Below are 17,453 nucleotides of genomic sequence, written 5' to 3'. Positions count from 1 at the left end.
TGTTCCCCCAATATCTGAAGCAGTTTGCGGTGACCCACAAGGTCCGACTATTCGCCCATGGCAATTCCCTCGCGCCTCGGATCGGCCGCTCCGAGCAACCCGTCGGGGGTTATCTCGATCGCGTGAAGGCCCGACGTCAGATCCCGCAGGTTGATCTCGTATCCCATTGCCGCCAGGGGCTCCTGCAATTTTTCGGCGTCGGTTCCTTCTTCCAGATCATAGGTCCCAAAACGGTTGACCGCATGGGGCAAGGACAGAGCCTCCTGAATGTTCAGCCCCCAATCGAGCCAGCCTATGATGCCGCTGGCGACATAGCCGATGATCCGGCTGCCGCCGGGTGATCCGATGGCAAGCACGGGTTTCCCGTCTTTCATCACGATGGTCGGTGCCATGGACGAGCGCGGGCGCTTGCCGGGTTCGATGCGGTTGGCAATCGGGACGCCATCGCTATGACTGCGGAAGGAGAAATCGGTGAGTTCGTTGTTCAGCAGGAACCCCCGCACCATCAGGCGCGAGCCAAAGCCGTTTTCGATGGTGGTCGTCATGGACAATACGTTGCCATATTGATCGACAATCGAGATATGCGAGGTCGATGGCAGTTCGATGGACTCGTCATCGGCGAGCAACAGGGCGTGATCGAACTCCGGCGTTCCGGGCGCTGTTTCGGGCAGGGCATCATCTCCGCCCAGCAATTCGGCCCGTCCTTTCAGGTATCCGGGATCGAGCAGCCCCCGTGCCGGTACTGGAACAAAATCGCTATCGGCCATGTAGCGGCCGCGATCGGCAAAGGCGAGGCGGCTGGCATCACCGATCAATCGCCAGCTTTCGGCGCTTTGCGGACCAAGTTTGCCGATATCATAGGGGGCAAGCATTCCGAGAATCTGCCCCACCGTCAGCGCCCCCGAGGATGGGGGACCCATGCCGCATATATCATGCGCCCGGTATGTTGTGCAGACCGGCGCGCGTTCCCGCACCTTGTATATGGCAAGGTCCAGTTGCGACAGCATGCCCGGATTACCCGGTGCATTGGCGACGGTGGCGGCGATATCGGCTGCGATCGGCCCGGTGTAAAACGCGTCGATCCCGTCGGACGCGAGGGCGCGCAGCGTCGCCGCATAGTCGGGGTTGCGCAGGATCTGACCTGCTTGCAGCGGCGCACCATCCGGCAGGAAATAGGCGGCGGTCGCCGGAAAACGGCCAAGACGCTCGGCGTCGCCGGCGATCAGGTCCGCAAGGCGCGGAGACACGGCGAAACCGTCCTCGGCATGATCGATTGCAGCACCAAACAGGGTTGGCCAGGGTGTGCGGCCCCATCTGCGATGTGCCTCGGCCAGCAATGCGGGTGTGCCGGGCGTTCCGACCGAGCGGCCCCCCACGACGGCATCGAAGAACGCGAGCGGTTCGCCGTTCTCGTCCTGAAACAGTCTCGGCGTCGCGGCGAGCGGAGCGGTTTCGCGCCCGTCCAGCGTTGTCAGCGTTTCGCTGGCCGCGTCATACCAGACGAGGAAGGCCCCGCCTCCAATGCCCGACGATTGCGGCTCGACCAGACCCAGAACGGTCTGTACCGCGACCATCGCATCCGCCGCGCTGCCACCGGCGCGCAGGATGTCCGCGCCCGCCTCGACCGCGAGCGGATTCGCGGCGGCAACCATCCATTTGTCAGCCTTGACCGGCTTATTCGCCTCTTTGGCCGCAAGTGCTGCCTCCACGGCGGCTGAGCCCCCGGCGAACTCAGTCCTCGCCGCGCCCTCTGGCGCAACGCTGTCGGCGGTTTCCTGTGCCAGCGCAGGCAGGGCAAGAGCGGTACTCAGAGCCAGGCAGATTAGTGTGCGTGTCATAGCGGTTCCTCCCGACATCAACCTTACGCGCACAACCCCTGATCGCAAAACCCCTTAGATCAGGTCATAATGCGCGAGTTCGTCATAGATCGGCCCGTCCGGACGCAGGTCGGAGCGGAACAGCGACATGGAGCTCACCGGCATGCTGGGGAGAGGCCTGTCGCCCAGCCCGGAGATCGCCGCCGCGATGCGATCCGCGCCAGCGCTACCGGGGCGTATGCGGGCGAGGGTGACATGCGGATGAAACCGTCGGCGGGCGAGGGCGATACCGGCGCGGCGGGCAGCGCCCAGAATCTTGCGGTGCACGTCTTCCAGTGCCGGGCTGGGCGAGACATCCGCAAAGATCAAACGGGGCTTGTCACCGCCAAAGCACCCGAGGCCAGAGAGCGACAGGGTGAATGCGGCAGCCCGTACCCGGTCCAGCTCGGCATGCAATTCTTCGAGCCTGTCCTCTGGCTGCTCATCGAGAAAGGCCAGCGTCAGATGCAGATTCTCGCGCGCCACCGGCCGACCCAGCGGCAGATGCGCCTGCACCGAGACAAGCGCGTCGCGCAGGTGGTCCGGAACGGGAATGGCAACAAAGCACCGCACGCTCAGAGCATGGAGGGAACGACCTGATCGGGCGGGCGGTGACCGTCTTCGAAGGTCTTGATGTTGATGATGACCTTCTCGCCCATCTCGATCCGTCCCTCAAGCGTGGCCGAGCCCATATGCGGAAGCAGCACGACATTGGGCAGATCGCGCAGCGTGGGATTCACATCGGTGCCGTGTTCGTAGACGTCAAGTCCGGCCCCCGCCAGTTCACCGGCGGCAAGCATCCGCGCCAGCGCGTTTTCGTCGATCACCTCGCCCCGGCTGGTGTTGACGATCACCGCAGTGGGTTTCATCAGCTTGAGCCGACGCGCGTTCATCAGGTGAAACGTGCTGGGCGTGGATGGGCAATTGACCGAAATCACATCCATCCGCGCGACCATCTGATCCAGACTCTCCCAATAGGTCGCCTCGTAACGTTCCTCGATCTCGGGGCGCAGACGTTTGCGGTTGTGATAATGCACCTGCATCCCGAAGGCTGCGGCGCGGCGCGCGACCGCCTGTCCGATGCGGCCCATGCCGAGAATGCCAAGGCGTCGCCCGCCCACCCGACCGCCAAGCAGCGCAGTGGGCGCCCAGCCCTGCCATTCGCCCTTTTGCATGATGGCCAGACCCTCGGGTATGCGGCGCGTCACGGCGAGCAGCAGCGACATGGTCATGTCGGCGGTGTCATCGGTCAGGACGCCGGGCGTGTTGCTGACCAGGATGCCGCGCTGCCGCGCGGTTGCAACGTCGATGTGATCGACGCCCGCGCCGTAATTGGCAATCAGCTTCAGGCGCCCGCCCGCCTGTCCGATCAGCCGCGCATCGATATCGTCGGTGACGGTCGGGACGAGAACATCCGCATCGCGCATTGCCTCGGCCAGTTCGGAACGGGACATGGGGGTATCGTCGTCACGCAGCTTGACGTGGAACAATTCGCTGAGCCGGGTTTCGACCTGTTCCGGCAACCGTCGCGTAACAACAACACTCAGACGTTCTCTTGGCACTCTGTCTCTCCCGCCGCTTTTCAAATCGCTTCGCGCCGTGTCATGGTGGCGCAGTAAGCATCGGGGCACAAGAACCCCACGCGAAAAACACTCGGCAGTTTTCTTGAGAGCAGGCAGACGGAAAGTGAAAATTCAGGATTCGATGCGACGTCTTTGCGCGGCGGTGTGTCTGGCGTTGGTCATGACCAGCGGTGCCACCGCGTCTCTGGGGGCGCCCGAACGCGGACCGGTCACCAACCTGCCGCTTCCACGTTATGTTTCGATGAAGGCGAACGAAGGCAACGTGCGGCGTGGTCCATCCCTGACCCATCGGATCGATTGGGTTTTCAAGCGTCGCGACATGCCGGTTCAGATCACCGCCGAACATGGCCACTGGCGCCGGGTTCAAGATCGCGATGGTGCCGGTGGATGGGTGCATTATGCGTTGTTGTCCGGCGTGCGCACGGTGCTGGTAGAGAAAGACATGCTCGCGATACATGCGCGGCCCGATCCCAGCTCTCCGATCAAGGCGGCATTCGAACTGGGCGTCGTGGCCCGGTTGGGCGCGTGCGAACCCGACTGGTGCCAGATCAGCGCGGGCGGCTACCGTGGCTGGGCCGCGAAAGAAGACCTGTGGGGCGTGGCCCCTGACGAAATCCGGGACTGAGCCGGGGCGTTTCGCGATCACCTGAAACATCTCGTATCACCTGATAGCTGCAAAATCCCCGATTTCAGGCAGCGCCCGGTGCGTGCGGTTCATCGCGCGACGCATCAAGGGCATGTCCGGTCCTGCAATCCCCACTCGACGCGCGGACACGGGCCGCTATGGTGCACTCTGTTATCCCCTGTGAAACACGCTGAAAGGATCGGGACTTGAAAGCTGTTGTTTATGATCGGTTCGGCGGGGCGCGCGACGTACTCCGGTTAGAAGAAATCGAAACGCCACGTCCCGAGGCGGGCGAGGTGACCGTCGATCTGCTGTTTTCCGGGGTCAACCCGTCCGACGTCAAGGCGCGCGCCGGCTCTCGACCCGGCGTGACCCGCCCGCCTTTCCCACTGGTGATCCCGCACAGCGACGGGGCTGGTGTGATCAGCGCGGTGGGCGAGGGCGTTGACGCGGCACGGATCGGTGAGCGCGTCTGGATATGGAACGGGCAATGGCGGCGGGCCTTTGGCACGGCGGCCAGCCGGATCACCCCGCCACAATCACAGGCCGTGACACTGCCGGACAGTGTCGATTTCGAAACCGGGGCCGTGTTGGGCATTCCCGGACTGACTGCGGCCTTTACCGTCTTCAGCGGCGGTGACGTCGCGGGCAAGACCCTTTTGATACAGGGCGGCGCCGGTACGGTCGGACTGTTGGCGGTGCAACTGGCGAAATGGGGTGGTGCGCACGTCATCGCCACCGCACGCGGGCGCGGTGCGGAGCGCGCCCGCGAAGCCGGGGCAGATGCCATGGTCGACTATGCGGCACCCGATCTGGGAGGGCGGATCCTCGCGGCAAATTCCGGCCGGCCCATAGATCGTATCGTCGAGGTGGAATTCGGCCGCAATATCGCGGCGGATACCGAGGTAATCGCCGAGAACGGCACGATCTGCGCCTATGGGTCCGCGCTCGAAATGCAGCCCGCGCTGCCCTTCTATCCGCTGCTCTTCAAGGCGGTGACCATCGAGATTGCGTTGATCTACCTGCTTGGAGAGGACCAGCGCAAATCGACAATCGACCGGCTCAATCACGCGTTGGCCGAGGGGGCGCTGCGCTGTCCGGTCGAGCGGGTCTATCCGCTCGCCGAATGCGCGGCGGCCCATGAAGCGGTCGAGGCGGGAAACCGGGCCGGCGCCATTCTGCTGGGCACCGGCTGACCGGCAGACGGTCTTCAGGCCATGCGATCGGCGATGAGGGCGATCAGCTTCTTGTGATCCGCGTCGAAATTGCGAATCCCCTCGGCGAGCTTTTCGGTCGCCATCGCGTCGCTGTTCATGTCCCAACGGAAGGTTTTTTCGTCCATCTCGATCCTGGCAATCTCACCCGCACTGTCCGGTGACAGGACCCGTGGCAGGGTGCCCGTTTCGCTGTCGAGCTGATCCAGCAACTTGGGCGCGATGGTCAGGCGGTCGCAACCGGCCAGGGCCTTGATCTGTTCCGTGCTGCGGAACGAGGCGCCCATCACAACCGTGTCGATAGCGTTGGCCTTGTAATAGGAATAGATCCGTCGCACCGATTTTACGCCGGGATCCTCGTCTGGCGTATAGGTTTCGACATTTTCCGCCTTCTTGTACCAGTCGGTGATCCGGCCCACGAAGGGAGAGATCAGGAAAGCGCCGGCATCGGCGCAGGCAACGGCCTGCGCGAGGCTGAAAAGCAATGTCAGGTTGCAGTCGATGCCCTCGCCCTGAAGCACCTCTGCGGCGCGGATGCCCTCCCAGGTGGAGGCGAGTTTGATCAGGATGCGATCCTTGTTCACGCCGCGCGCGTCATAATCGGCAATAATGTTGCGGGCGCGGGTCACGGACGCGTCGGTGTCAAAGGAGAGGCAGGCATCGACCTCGGTCGAAACGCGACCTGGGACGAGAGCAGCCAGCTCGGTTCCGACGGCCACGGTGAGCGCGTCACACACCGCTGCGGGGCTGAGCCCGGCCTTCTGCCCTGCCTCGATTTCGCGCGCGACCAGGTCTTCGGAGGCCGGATCCTTGAGCGCGCCGAGAACCAGCGAGGGGTTGGTCGTGCAATCAACCGGTGCGTGGGCCTTGACCGCCTCGACTTCGCCGGTGTCGGCGACCACGACGGTCATGGCCCTGAGTTGATCGAGAATGGTTGTCATTTTCTGTTCTCCTGTGCCCGGGACGGGTGCGGTTGACGATACCGATGGTTCGACCCGGCGCGCTTGCCAGCCACAAGTTCGAACAATGCGATACGGGTGCCGTGGCAAAGCCGGATTTGCAGCCGACATACCGGGTTCGGGCAAATTTGACCACCGCGTTGATGCCTGTCGGATGCGTGGAAATCAGGCCGCGTCAAGCGCGCGGATGATCGCCAGGAAATCCGATGCCTTGAGCGATGCGCCACCGACCAGCGCGCCATCCACATTCGGCACCGCGAATATCTCCGGCGCATTGCCGGGCTTGACCGACCCGCCATACAGCAGGCGCAGCGTGCGTGCCTCGGTGCCCAGTTGGCGGGTCAGCGTCTCGCGCATGAAATCGTGCATTTCACCGATCTGCTCCAGAGTCGGGGTTCGCCCGGTGCCGATCGCCCAGACCGGTTCATAGGCGATCACCGTGTTGGCCCCGGTTACGCCATCTGGCAGAGAACCGGCGATCTGCTCACCAACGATGTCCAGCGCGCGCCCGGCGTCGCGTTCGGCCTCGGTCTCGCCGACGCAGACCACGGCAACCAGCCCGGCCGCCAGTGCTGCCCCGGCCTTGGCCCTGACCAGATCGTTGGTTTCGCCATGATCCGCACGGCGCTCCGAATGGCCGAGAATGACGTGGCTTGCACCGGCATCCGACAGCATCGGCGCGGAAATGTCACCGGTATGTGCTCCGGACTCACTGAAATGGCAATCCTGCCCGCCCACAAGCAGGCCCGACCCCGCAGCCCAGGACGCCATTGGCGCGATCAGAGTTGCCGGTGGACAAAGCAGCACATCGCAAGCGACCTGCCCGAGCGCGCCGCGCAACGTCGCGACCTCGGGTTCGGCGGCGCGTGTCCCGTTCATTTTCCAGTTTCCGGCAGCGAGTTTCTTGGGCATGGTGGTTCCTTGTTTTCGGCAGGTGTGGATGATACCCGCAAGCCTGACATCTGCAAGGCCGGGATGGCCCACGAACCGGACATCCGAAGGCACTCGTAAAGCTGGGTGTCGCAAGGCGCGCAAGGGCACAAAAAAACTCCCGCACCGGGGATGCGGGAGTTGATGTTACGGGGGCGTGATCCGGATCAGGCGGTTTTCTTGCCTTTGATCGGTGCCCAGATACGCTTGTTCGTCAGATAGAGCAGAACCGACAGCAAGGTCAGGAACAGCACGCCGACAAAACCGGCCTGCTTGCGCGCCATCATCTTGGGCTCGGCGGCCCACATCAGGAAGGCGGACACATCCTCGGACATGTTGCGCACGGTGCTGGCGCGGCCGTCGGCGAATTCGACCAGATCATCCGAAAGCGGCGGCGCCATCGAGATCCAGCCGCCGGCGAACGCGGTGTTCTCGTAGAGGATCGTGCCGGCCTCTTCCTTTTCTTCGCCGGTATAACCGTTCAGCAGTGAGGCGATATATTCCGCGCCGCCCATGCCCTTGAAGAGCTGGTTCAGGCCCAGGCCATAGGGGCCGTGGAACCCGGCGCGGGCCTTGGCCATCAGGCTGAGGTCGGGCGCGCCGACCGCGTCGTTTGCCGGAAAGTGGTCGGTCGGCTTGGCCGGACGAAAATCGTCCAGCTCGGGGTCGAACACTTCGAAGTTCAGCGCAGCATAGGCACGCACGGCGACATCGGAGAGGCCAACGCCATCCTTGTCCGCAAGCGTGCGCAACGGCACATAGCGCATGCCGTGGCAGGCGGCGCAGACCTCGGTATAGATCTGCAGGCCGCGTTGCAGCTGCTGCTGGTCATAGGTGCCGAACGGGCCTTCGAACGAGAACGCAAAGTCCTCGATATGCTGCTCTTCATCGCCGGCCGCAAAGCTGGCGACAGGCGCGAGGGCGAGGGCGGCACTGAGTGCGAGTTGTTTGATCATCTGTCCCGGTCCTCTTCTTATTCGGCTGGGGCCGCTGCGGCATCCTTGCCGGCATCAGCTGTCTTGCCATAATGCGCCTCGAAATCCTCTTCGATGGTCGCCGGTTGCGGGTCGGGTTTCTCGATCACGCCCATGATTGGCAGGATCACCAGGAAATAGGCGAACCAGTAGGCCGAGGCGATCAGCGAGAAGGTCGCATAGGGTTCTTCCGCAGGCATGGCACCCAGCCACATCAGCGCGAAGAAGTCGATGACCAGCAGCCAGAACCACCATTTGAACATCGGACGATAGCGACCCGACCGGACCGAGGAGGTATCGAGCCAAGGTACGATCGCCATGACCGCAATGGCACCGAACATCGCCAGCACGCCGAAGAATTTGGCGTCGATGATGCCGCCGGTGATGAAAGAGGCGATCTGAACGACCCAGACCTCGGACGTGAAGGCACGCAGGATCGCGTAGAAGGGCAGGAAGTACCATTCCGGAACGATATGCGCAGGCGTCACCAGCGGGTTGGCTTCGATATAGTTGTCCGGGTGCCCGAGATAGTTCGGCATGAACCCGACGATTGCCCAGAAGACCACCAGGATCACCGCGAGGGCAAACAGATCCTTGATCACGAAATAGGGCCAGAACGGAACCGTGTCTTTCTCGGCCTCGGCTTTCGAGCCCCGGCGCACCTCGACCCCGGTGGGGTTGTTGTTGCCGGTGGTGTGGAAAGCCCAGATATGCACCGCAACCAGCCCGACGATCACGAAGGGCAGCAGATAATGCAGGCTGAAGAAGCGGTTCAGCGTGGCATTGTCGACCGCCGGTCCGCCGAGCAGCCATGTCTGGATGCTGTCACCGATGAACGGGATCGCACCGAACAGGCCGGTGATCACCGTTGCACCCCAGAACGACATCTGACCCCAGGGCAGAACATAGCCCATGAAACCTGTGCCCATCATCGCCAGGAAGATCAGCATGCCGATGATCCAGGTGATTTCGCGCGGCGCCTTGTAGCTGCCATAGTACAGGCCACGGAAAATATGCGCGTAGACCGCGATAAAGAACAGCGACGCGCCGTTCATGTGCAGGTAGCGCAGCATGTAGCCGCCATTGACGTTGCGCATGATGTGCTCGACGCTGGCAAAGGCCATGTCGACATGCGGCGTGTAATGCATCACCAGGACGATCCCGGTGACGATCTGCAGCGCCAGGCAGAAAGTCAGGATGATACCCCAGATCCACATCCAGTTCAGGTTCTTGGGCGTGGGGATCATGATCGTGTCATAAAGCAAGCCAACGATGGGCAGGCGGCTGTGCAGCCACTTTTCGCCACGGGTCTTGGGCTCGTAATGATCGTGCGGAATACCGGACATGATGTGCTCCCTTATCCCAGTTGGATCGTTGTGTCGTCGACGAACTCGGCCAACGGAACCGGCAGGTTCTCGGGCGCGGGTCCTTTGCGGATACGTCCGGCTGTATCATAGTGCGAGCCGTGGCACGGGCAGAACCAGCCATCGAAATCACCGGCCCCATCGCCCAGCGGAACGCATCCCAGGTGGGTGCAGACGCCCATCATGACCAGCCATTCGCTGTCCGATCCCGCCTCGGCACCGGGAGGCAGCAGGCCCCGGTTCGGGTCGGTTGCCGGTGATCCAGCCGAAATGTTCGCGTTGCGTGCAAGCGGATCGGGCAGGTCCGATATGTCGACTGCATTCGCCTCGTCGATCTCTTCCTGCGTGCGACGGCGGATAAAGACCGGTTTGCCGAGAAACTTGACACTGATCTGGGTGCCGACTTCGACATTGGCCACGTCGACGCGGATCGACGACAGCGCCTGAACATCGGCGGACGGGTTCATCTGATTGACCAGCGGCCAGATGGCGGCCCCTGCGGTTACGGCTCCGGCGCCAGCAGTGGCAAAGTAGAGGAAATCTCTCCGGGTGCCTTCGTGGTCTTCTGCGTGGGACACGAGGTTTACTCCAATTCCTGCGCCCGGGTCCGGGCAAATATGCATAAGGGCCGCATTTTCATGCAGCTTCTCACGGGCGTATTATCGTTGTGGTCCTCCTTCGTCCAGCGGTCATAGGCGCGCAGGATGCCGCAATTGGGCTGCTGTGTCGCAACTGCGTCGGTTGGGCGCGCCCCGGATCGGGCCGTTTCAGCTCCTGAACCGGTATCATGCGTCGGCAGGCGGGCGGGTTGCCTGCATCGATGCCCGCGATTCGAACTCGGCGAACCACGCCGCCAGCGCGTCGTTGCCATGCCGCCAGTTGCGCGGGCCATGCCGGAAATCGAGATATCCAAGCGCGCAGCCGACGGACACGTGCCCCATCGTGACCGGCCCCGAAAGATGGCTCATCCAGCGCGCGTTCAGGGCCGCGAGCGCTCGGGTGATCTTGCTCCATTGTGCCTCGAGCCAGTCGGTCGATTGCCGCTCTTCCGGGCGCAGCCGCACTTCGTAGGCCATCGAGACCGCCGAATCCATCATCCCGTCGCCGGTCGCCTCAAGTGTCAGGGTGTCCCATCGCGCGCCGCCCTGCGGATACAGACCGCCGCCATACAGGTCATTCAGGTAGGCGGTGATCACCCGGCTGTCATAGAGCGTGGTGCCCTCGGGCCGTTCCAGCGAGGGCAGCCTCGCGAGCGGATTGGCCGCCTTGAGCCCGTCGTCCGAGGCCATCACCGTTGTCGTGACCGTTTTCAGTTCGACCGCATCGGTCCGGTTCAGTTCATGCAGCAGCACACAAACCTTGCGGACATATGGCGAGGCGGGAGAGTGATAGAGCTTCATCATGATGGGTCCCGTGTTGTTTGCACCAGACTACCGCACCTATCCGCCCTGTCCATCCGCGGCGCGCATCAGGGCGGCGAGCGACGCTGTTTCCGCTCCGATGCCGGAGGCTTCGACATGGTCCGCCGCGCCAAGGCGTGCGTCATCGGGCTTGTTCTGGTTCAGCTTCCAGGTTCCATCCACCGCCTCGATCCGCAGACGATAGGGAACGATCATGCGCATCATCCGGTCCAGTGCGTCGCCGTCCATCTTGTCGGCACGCCACGGTGTCTTGGGCAGAAGGCGAGATTCGAAAAACGCCGATTCCCGATCCAGAATGTCGCGCAACTCGTCCTGTGGTCGCCGCTCCAACACTCCGGTCAGATGCACCGCAATGTAATTCCATGTCGGGACCTGATCCACGAGGCCGTACCAGTCGGGCGATATATAGCTGTCGGGTCCCGAAACGGCGATCCGTGCCGGTCGCGGAGTTGCACCGCGCGCGATCGGGTTGGACCGCACCAGATGCAAATCCGCACTCGCCCCGTCATCCGACAGAAGGAATGGCACATGCGACAGGTTCGGCGCACCGTCATCGGCCGCAACCGCCAAGACACCAAACCCGCGTTCGCGTGCAAAATCGATATTCGTCTGCGCGTCTGCGGTGCGGTATGCCGGGTTGGGATGCATCTGCCTGACTCCAGTGAATGCTCACTCATGCAGCGCGGGGCCGATTTTGGCAAGGGTCAGTGCGGTGAACATCTGGGTCTGCACGAACCGTTTCGGACCTAACCGAGATAGGCCCGCAGCGCCGGCGGCGGATCGTCCAGAAGCGGCGCCGCAGATTGCGGCGCGTGGGCAATGCCATCGGCCACCAAAACGATCTCATCCGCGATCCGGCGGGCATCCTGCGGATCATGGCTGACCATCAGGACGGTCGCGCCGGTCTCGGACGCCAGCCTGTCAACAAGGTCCAGCATCTCGTTCTTCAGAGCCGGTCCCAGAGCGGCAAAGGGCTCATCGAGCAATAACAATGGCCGGTCCTGGATCAAAACCCGGGCCAGCGCGGCGCGGCTTTGCTGGCCACCCGAGAGCGCGGCAGGTTTACGTGCGCCCATCCCGTGAAGCCCGACATGTGCAATCGCGGTTTCGACCTGCCGCCATTGCATCCTGTCCAGCCGCAGGTTCGGATTCAGTCCGAGGCCCACATTCTGCGCGATGGTCAGATGCGGAAACAGGTTGCCATCCTGAAACAGCATCGCAAGCGGTCGCGCACCGGGGGGCCTGTCGGTCAGGTCTTTGCCGTCCCAGATCAGGCGACCCGCCGCAACCGGATGAAACCCCGCGATCCCCCCGATCAGGGTGGACTTTCCCGCGCCAGACGGCCCTATGATCGCAACCTTGCGGCCCGCTTCGATGGCGAAATCAGCCGAGAGCGTGAAGCCGCCATTGTCGATTACGAGCTTTTCAAGCCTCAGCATGCCAGCGCCCCCCGCGATCCAGAAGCCAGAACAGGGCGATCGACATCGACAGCAGCAACACCGCCGCCGCCGCCGCCGTCTCCATCTGATATGCCCCCATGAGCCGGAACACCTGCAAGGGCAGTGTCGCCTGTTCGGAATCGGCAAACAGGGTGATCACCCCGAGATCTCCCATCGACAAGGCCGCCGAGAGCCCTGCGGCAAAACCGATCTGCGCCCGCATGCGGGGCAACAGAACGCGGCGCAGGAACGGTCGGCCCGCCATGCCCAGCGTCAGCGCCAGTCGCCCGCTGCGCTCGATCACCTGCCGCGCGCGCGGGACCAGGATGCGCAGCGCAAAGGGCAGGGCCATCAACGCGTTGACAAGGGCCGTCACCGGCAAGGACAACGCGGTCGGATTGACGAGCGGATACACCACCACGAAAAATCCGGTCCCGATGACCAGCGGCGATGCGGCCAGCCCGAGCAACCCGGCAAACTCGACGAACACCCCCCGTCCAAGCGCCACTGCCACCGCCATGGGCAGCGCCAGGGCCAGCGTGATCAGCGCGCTGATCGCAGCGACAAGGACCGAATTCATCGTCGCCGCAATCACGCTTGCGGGAAGCCTGGCCAATCCGCCAAGCCCCGAGAGAAAGATCGCTGCGAGAGGCAACAACAGGAACCCGGCGGTAAACAGGATGATGGAACCGTCCAGGACGCGGGCGATGGGATTGCGGGCGTCCCATCGCTGCACCGGGCGGTCCAGCCCGCCGCCAAACCCGTCGCCCCGCGACGTGCGCAGCGCAATCATCGCCGCCATGCCGGTCAGCACGATCTGGATGCAGGACAGAAGCGCCGCACGTCCGAGATCGAAATCAAAGCGAAACGCCTGATAGATCGCGAGTTCTATCGTCGTGGCCTTGGGACCGCCACCCAGCGTCAGCGCCACCGCAAAGCTGGTCAGGCAGATCGCGAAGACCACGGCAAGAACGCCGGGCGCGACCTGCCACAGCATCGGACGCTCCAGAAGGCGCCACATCGCATGCGGCCCGGCACCCAGTTGCGCGGCGAGGCGAAACCGCTCCGCGGGGATTTCCTGCCAGCCTTGCAGGATCAACCGCGTCGCCAACGGCAGGTTCAGGAACACATGCGCCAGCACCACACCATGCAGCCCGTAAACCTGCAGCGGCGGCAATCCGACCGCGCCAAGCGCCACGCTGATCCAGCCATTCCGCCCGAACACCGCGAGCAAGCCCAGTACGGCAACGATCACCGGCAGGATGAACGGCGCACCCAGCAGCACGATCAACAGCCGCCGTCCCGGGAAACGCCGTCGGGCGAGCGCGCGTGCCACCGGCACGGCAAGCGCGACACTGAACAGCGCAGAAAGCGCAGCCTGCAGCACGGTGAAGCGCACCGCCGCCCAGTCGGACGGTCCCATCCCGCGACTGGTCTCGGCGCGCAGGGCGACCGCGATCAACGCGCCCAGGATCAGCATCGCGACGATTGCCGCCGCGCCGATCCCGCCGCGATGACCTATCGGCTGAGCGCGCCGAGCCACTCTGCCAGTGCTTCATCCCGCAACGCGGCCGCTTCGTGCGCGGGCACGATCAGCGCCTTGTCCGGTTGGGCCAGCGTCTCGAATCCCTGTGGCAGCCCACCCGCAGGCATGACCGACGGGTACATCCAGTTTGTGGTCGGGATCACCGATTGAAACGCATCCGTCACCATGAATTGCAAAAACGCCCCGGCCAGCTCGGGCTGATCTGAATTGGCCAGCCTGGCCGCCACCTCGATCTGCAGGTAATGGCCCTCCTCAAAGACTGCGGCGGACTTGCTGGCATCCTCTTCCGCGATCAGGTGATAGGCCGGCGAGGTGGTGTAGGAGAGCACCATGTCCGCCTCCCCGTCCAGGAACAGACCATAGGCCTCACTCCATCCCTTGGTCACCGTCACGATGTTGTCGGCCAGCCCCCGCCAGATCGCCGCGGCCTCGTCGCCATAGGCGGCCTTGACCCACATCAGCAGCCCGAGCCCCGGAGTCGACGACCTCGGGTCCTGAATGACGATCCTGGCGTCGCTGTCGCCCAATGCCCGGAAATTCGATGGCGCGGCGGCATCGGCCTCGTGTACGAAGGCGAAATACCCCCAGTCATAGGGCACGAACACCGGATCGTTCCACGGGACCGGCAAGGCATAATCAGCCTGCACGGCGTGCTCCGCGAACAGCCCGGTCTCCATCGCCGCCGCAGTCAGGTTGGTATCGAGCCCGAGAACGACATCCGCATCACTGCGCGCCCCTTCCAGCTTGAGACGCGCCAGCAGCGCGGCGCCGTCGCCCGCGCCCACCAGCGTCAGGTTACATTTGCATGTTTCCTCAAAGGCCGCCTCGATGGCCGGGCCCGGCCCCCATTCGGAAACAAAACTGTCGTAGGTATAGACGGTCAGTTCAGGTGTCTCTGCCGTAGCGACCGTGGCACCGCAAATGCCCGCGGCGATCGCGAGATGTTTCATGGCATCCTCCCTTGGCGGCGACGGGCAGGGTCGGAAGGATGTCCAGACCTTTCCTACGCCGGTACGAGCCGGTTCAGGTTCAACGGGTCCGCATCGCGCGTCTCAGCCGGTCAAGGCACCCCGAGGTTGCCAAAACCCTAGATCGCGGCCCGACGAATGACAAGCGACCGCCGCTTCATCTTTGGCGAAATACTCCGGGGGAGCCGCCCGCAGGGCGGCGGGGGCAGCGCCCCGGCGTCAGACTATCGCTTGCGACGCCTTCCTGCCCCGGCTAAAGCACGGGCCAAAAGGAGCCTGCCCATGTCGATCAACAGCTTTGGCCACCTGTTCCGTGTCACCACATGGGGCGAAAGCCACGGTCCCGCGCTCGGCGCGACGGTCGACGGGTGCCCGCCGGGGGTCGAGATTGACGAGTCGATGATCCAGCACTGGCTGGACCGGCGCAAACCCGGACAGAACAGGTACACGACACAGCGTCGCGAAGCGGATCAGGTGCGCATCCTGTCCGGCGTGTTCGAGGGACAGACCACCGGCACCCCGGTGCAGTTGATGATCGAGAACACCGACCAGCGCAGCAAGGATTACGGCGACATCAAGGACAAGTTCCGCCCGGGTCATGCGGATATCACCTATTGGCAGAAATACGGTATCCGCGATTATCGCGGTGGCGGGCGCTCGTCGGCACGGGAAACCGCGTCGCGGGTTGCGGCGGGTGGTCTCGCCCGCGAGGCGATCCGGGCGCTGGCGCCGGATGTTCAGATCACCGGCTACATGGTTCAGATGGGCGCACAGGCGATCGACCGGACACAGTTCGACTGGGCCCAGATCGAGGCGAATCCGTTCTGGGCGCCCGATGCCGAGGCCGCCCGGACATGGGCGGCGTATCTTGACGACCTGCGCAAATCCGGAAATTCGGTCGGTGCGATCATCGAAGTCGTCGCCCGTGGCGTCCCCGCCGGGCTCGGGGCGCCGGTCTACGGCAAGCTCGACACCGACCTTGCCGCCGCGATGATGAGCATCAACGCGGTCAAGGGGGTCGAGATCGGCGAAGGCATGTCGGCGGCGATGCTCACCGGCGATGCGAATGCCGACGAGATCTTCATGGGACAGGGCGGCCCGAGATACAGCTCGAATCATGCGGGCGGCATTCTCGGCGGCATCAGCACCGGGCAGGACATCGTCGTGCGGTTTGCCGTCAAACCCACCAGTTCGATCCTGACCACGCGCAAGACCATCACCAGAACGGGCGAGGAAACCGAGATCATCACCAAGGGCCGTCACGATCCCTGTGTCGGTATCCGCGCGGTTCCCGTGGGCGAAGCGATGATGGCCTGTGTGATCCTCGACCACATGTTGCTGCATCGCGGACAGGTGGGCGAAAATCGCGGCAAGATCGGGTAAGGGGCGGCGGTCACCGCCTCCGCGCGCTGCGGTGAGCCGGGAACTGCACCGGCCGGTGCGGTGCTGACGGATGCCCATTGATCTTTCCGCGTTTCGGGCGCAGGAAGACGCCATGGCAAAAATGTTAACATCGCATCGACCTGGGCTGGCGGTCTCTCTCAAACTGTGTGCAATCTGCCTGTTCACGGTGATGGCGGCACTGGTCAAGGCGACGTCGGCAGAGGTGCCGCCGGGCCAGGCGGTGTTCTTTCGCTCGTTTTTCGCGATTCCCGTGATCGTCGTCTGGCTGGCGGCGCGGGGTGAATTGCGCAACGGTCTGGTGACCCGGCAACCGATGGGTCATTTCTGGCGCGGGCTGCTGGGCACGATGGCGATGGCGCTGACATTTGCCGGGCTGGGCCTGCTGCCACTGCCCGAAGTCACGGCGATCGGCTATGCCACCCCGATCTTCACGGTCATTCTGGCCGCCATCATGCTGGGCGAGACCATCCGCATGATCCGGATTTCGGCGGTGCTCGTCGGGCTGGTCGGTGTGCTGATCATGGTCTGGCCGCGTCTGGGAAGCGGCGCGGATCTCGAAGACGGCGCGACACTTGGCGCAATGTTCATCATCACCGCGACGATTGCCCGCGCATTCGTGCAAATCCACATCCGCAAGCTGGTTCAGACCGAGCATACGGCGGCAATCGTATTCTATTTCTCTGCGACCGCCTCGCTGATTTCTCTGATGACTCTGCCGTTCGGCTGGGTCGTGCCGGAGCGTGACACGCTGGGTCTGCTGATCCTTGCCGGTCTGATCGGCGGCGTTGCACAGATCCTGGTCACCTCTTCCTACCGCTTCGGGCCGGCTTCGATGCTTGCGCCCTATGACTATGCCTCGATGATATTCGCCATCCTGCTGGGGTATTTCTGGTTTGGCGAACTGCCCACGGCGGTCATGCTGAGCGGGGCCGCGCTGGTGATTGCCGGCAACGTTCTGGTGATCTGGCGCGAGCACCAGCTCGGTCTCGAGCGCGCGCGCGCACGCGCTGTCACCGATCCCAAGAGCTGACAAGTCCAGGTTCTGACAGACTTCTCACGCTGCTTCACATGCCAGTGTGCCGGCAATGTTCCGGTGTGCGGGACTGATCTGCGCCCGATGGTGTTGCGTATACCCGTTTATCGCGCATCGCGAACGGCCTGCCCGACGGC

17 protein-coding genes and 1 riboswitch are annotated in these 17,453 nt (G+C 63.7%); of the genes, 4 read left to right on the top strand and 13 right to left on the bottom strand.

Going from position 1 to position 17,453, the window contains the following annotated elements; translation table 11 throughout:
* Window positions 1–47 precede the first annotated feature (47 nt).
* Genes ggt through AB9K34_RS11980 form a run of 3 tightly spaced genes read right to left on the bottom strand, consistent with a single transcriptional unit; the run spans window position 48 to window position 3,418 of the window.
* Window positions 48–1,838 carry a gamma-glutamyltransferase gene (gene ggt, locus AB9K34_RS11990; RefSeq protein WP_369954665.1) on the bottom strand — a complete coding sequence of 597 codons (1,791 nt, stop codon included), beginning with the start codon at window positions 1,836–1,838 and terminating at the stop codon, window positions 48–50.
* 54 nt (window positions 1,839–1,892) lie between these two features.
* A complete protein-coding gene (gene thpR / locus AB9K34_RS11985; protein ID WP_369954664.1) occupies window positions 1,893–2,429 on the bottom strand; it encodes an RNA 2',3'-cyclic phosphodiesterase in 537 nt (178 codons plus the stop codon).
* A 2-nt stretch (window positions 2,430–2,431) separates the two neighbouring features.
* The gene (locus tag AB9K34_RS11980) at window positions 2,432–3,418 is read right to left on the bottom strand and encodes a 2-hydroxyacid dehydrogenase (RefSeq protein WP_369954663.1); all 987 of its coding nucleotides are present in this window, start codon (window positions 3,416–3,418) and stop codon (window positions 2,432–2,434) included.
* Window positions 3,419–3,599: 181 nt separating this feature from the next.
* Here AB9K34_RS11980 and AB9K34_RS11975 point away from each other — a divergent pair, with 181 nt between their 5' ends.
* Both AB9K34_RS11975 and AB9K34_RS11970 read left to right on the top strand, forming a co-directional pair.
* On the top strand, window positions 3,600–4,064 hold the full coding sequence (locus tag AB9K34_RS11975) for an SH3 domain-containing protein (protein WP_369954662.1): 465 nt from the start codon (window positions 3,600–3,602) through the stop codon (window positions 4,062–4,064).
* 206 nt (window positions 4,065–4,270) lie between these two features.
* Entirely contained in the window at window positions 4,271–5,260 is a 990-nt protein-coding gene (locus AB9K34_RS11970) for an NADPH:quinone reductase (RefSeq protein ID WP_369954661.1), read from the top strand.
* Window positions 5,261–5,274: 14 nt separating this feature from the next.
* On the opposite strand, the gene tal is transcribed toward AB9K34_RS11970, so the two are convergent.
* From tal to thiB, 10 genes are all read right to left on the bottom strand, one after another.
* Window positions 5,275–6,219 carry a transaldolase gene (tal, locus tag AB9K34_RS11965; RefSeq protein WP_369954660.1) on the bottom strand — a complete coding sequence of 315 codons (945 nt, stop codon included), beginning with the start codon at window positions 6,217–6,219 and terminating at the stop codon, window positions 5,275–5,277.
* Window positions 6,220–6,402: 183 nt separating this feature from the next.
* Complete coding sequence (tpiA, locus tag AB9K34_RS11960) at window positions 6,403–7,149, bottom strand: triose-phosphate isomerase (RefSeq protein WP_369954659.1); 747 nt, start codon at window positions 7,147–7,149, stop codon at window positions 6,403–6,405.
* 185 nt (window positions 7,150–7,334) lie between these two features.
* Entirely contained in the window at window positions 7,335–8,123 is a 789-nt protein-coding gene (locus tag AB9K34_RS11955) for a cytochrome c1 (protein WP_369954658.1), read from the bottom strand.
* Between the two features lie 17 nt (window positions 8,124–8,140).
* Window positions 8,141–9,487 (bottom strand): cytochrome b, encoded by a 1,347-nt coding sequence (gene petB / locus AB9K34_RS11950; RefSeq protein ID WP_369954657.1) that lies wholly within the window; start codon window positions 9,485–9,487, stop codon window positions 8,141–8,143.
* An 11-nt stretch (window positions 9,488–9,498) separates the two neighbouring features.
* A complete protein-coding gene (gene petA / locus AB9K34_RS11945) occupies window positions 9,499–10,083 on the bottom strand; it encodes a ubiquinol-cytochrome c reductase iron-sulfur subunit (protein WP_369954656.1) in 585 nt (194 codons plus the stop codon).
* 207 nt (window positions 10,084–10,290) lie between these two features.
* Window positions 10,291–10,905 (bottom strand): glutathione S-transferase, encoded by a 615-nt coding sequence (locus tag AB9K34_RS11940; protein ID WP_369954702.1) that lies wholly within the window; start codon window positions 10,903–10,905, stop codon window positions 10,291–10,293.
* 39 nt (window positions 10,906–10,944) lie between these two features.
* Entirely contained in the window at window positions 10,945–11,574 is a 630-nt protein-coding gene (locus tag AB9K34_RS11935) for an FMN-binding negative transcriptional regulator (RefSeq protein ID WP_369954655.1), read from the bottom strand.
* 98 nt (window positions 11,575–11,672) lie between these two features.
* Window positions 11,673–12,365, bottom strand: a complete 693-nt coding sequence (locus AB9K34_RS11930; RefSeq protein ID WP_369954654.1) for an ATP-binding cassette domain-containing protein — start codon at window positions 12,363–12,365, stop codon at window positions 11,673–11,675.
* Window positions 12,352–13,908: a thiamine/thiamine pyrophosphate ABC transporter permease ThiP gene (locus AB9K34_RS11925; protein ID WP_369954653.1), complete on the bottom strand. Its 1,557-nt coding sequence runs from the start codon at window positions 13,906–13,908 to the stop codon at window positions 12,352–12,354. Before AB9K34_RS11925 ends, AB9K34_RS11930 begins: the two co-directional genes overlap by 14 nt.
* Window positions 13,884–14,861, bottom strand: a complete 978-nt coding sequence (thiB, locus tag AB9K34_RS11920) for a thiamine ABC transporter substrate binding subunit (protein ID WP_369954652.1) — start codon at window positions 14,859–14,861, stop codon at window positions 13,884–13,886. The genes AB9K34_RS11925 and thiB overlap by 25 nt, the downstream gene beginning before the upstream one ends.
* 33 nt (window positions 14,862–14,894) lie before the next feature.
* Window positions 14,895–14,994, bottom strand: a riboswitch (TPP riboswitch).
* Between the two features lie 167 nt (window positions 14,995–15,161).
* Here thiB and aroC point away from each other — a divergent pair.
* Both aroC and AB9K34_RS11910 read left to right on the top strand, forming a co-directional pair.
* Window positions 15,162–16,262: a chorismate synthase gene (aroC, locus tag AB9K34_RS11915; RefSeq protein WP_369954651.1), complete on the top strand. Its 1,101-nt coding sequence runs from the start codon at window positions 15,162–15,164 to the stop codon at window positions 16,260–16,262.
* A 112-nt stretch (window positions 16,263–16,374) separates the two neighbouring features.
* The gene (locus AB9K34_RS11910; protein WP_369954650.1) at window positions 16,375–17,313 is read left to right on the top strand and encodes a DMT family transporter; all 939 of its coding nucleotides are present in this window, start codon (window positions 16,375–16,377) and stop codon (window positions 17,311–17,313) included.
* Window positions 17,314–17,453 lie beyond the last annotated feature (140 nt).

Source organism: Sedimentitalea sp. XS_ASV28 (assembly GCF_041224545.1).
In the GTDB taxonomy this organism is placed as follows: domain Bacteria; phylum Pseudomonadota; class Alphaproteobacteria; order Rhodobacterales; family Rhodobacteraceae; genus Sedimentitalea.
The sequence above is the reverse complement of the archived record's forward strand: the minus strand, read 5'-3'. Positions and strand labels throughout refer to the sequence as shown.

Coding starts and splice junctions, on each gene's coding strand:
- petB (WP_369954657.1), bottom strand. CDS start 9,487: ATGTCCGGTATTCCGCACGATCATTACGAGCCCAAGACCCGTGGCGAA.
- ggt (WP_369954665.1), bottom strand. CDS start 1,838: ATGACACGCACACTAATCTGCCTGGCTCTGAGTACCGCTCTTGCCCTG.
- AB9K34_RS11940 (WP_369954702.1), bottom strand. CDS start 10,905: ATGAAGCTCTATCACTCTCCCGCCTCGCCATATGTCCGCAAGGTTTGT.
- AB9K34_RS11935 (WP_369954655.1), bottom strand. CDS start 11,574: ATGCATCCCAACCCGGCATACCGCACCGCAGACGCGCAGACGAATATC.
- tpiA (WP_369954659.1), bottom strand. CDS start 7,149: ATGCCCAAGAAACTCGCTGCCGGAAACTGGAAAATGAACGGGACACGC.
- tal (WP_369954660.1), bottom strand. CDS start 6,219: ATGACAACCATTCTCGATCAACTCAGGGCCATGACCGTCGTGGTCGCC.
- AB9K34_RS11930 (WP_369954654.1), bottom strand. CDS start 12,365: ATGCTGAGGCTTGAAAAGCTCGTAATCGACAATGGCGGCTTCACGCTC.
- aroC (WP_369954651.1), top strand. CDS start 15,162: ATGTCGATCAACAGCTTTGGCCACCTGTTCCGTGTCACCACATGGGGC.
- thiB (WP_369954652.1), bottom strand. CDS start 14,861: ATGAAACATCTCGCGATCGCCGCGGGCATTTGCGGTGCCACGGTCGCT.
- AB9K34_RS11955 (WP_369954658.1), bottom strand. CDS start 8,123: ATGATCAAACAACTCGCACTCAGTGCCGCCCTCGCCCTCGCGCCTGTC.
- AB9K34_RS11975 (WP_369954662.1), top strand. CDS start 3,600: ATGACCAGCGGTGCCACCGCGTCTCTGGGGGCGCCCGAACGCGGACCG.
- AB9K34_RS11910 (WP_369954650.1), top strand. CDS start 16,375: ATGGCAAAAATGTTAACATCGCATCGACCTGGGCTGGCGGTCTCTCTC.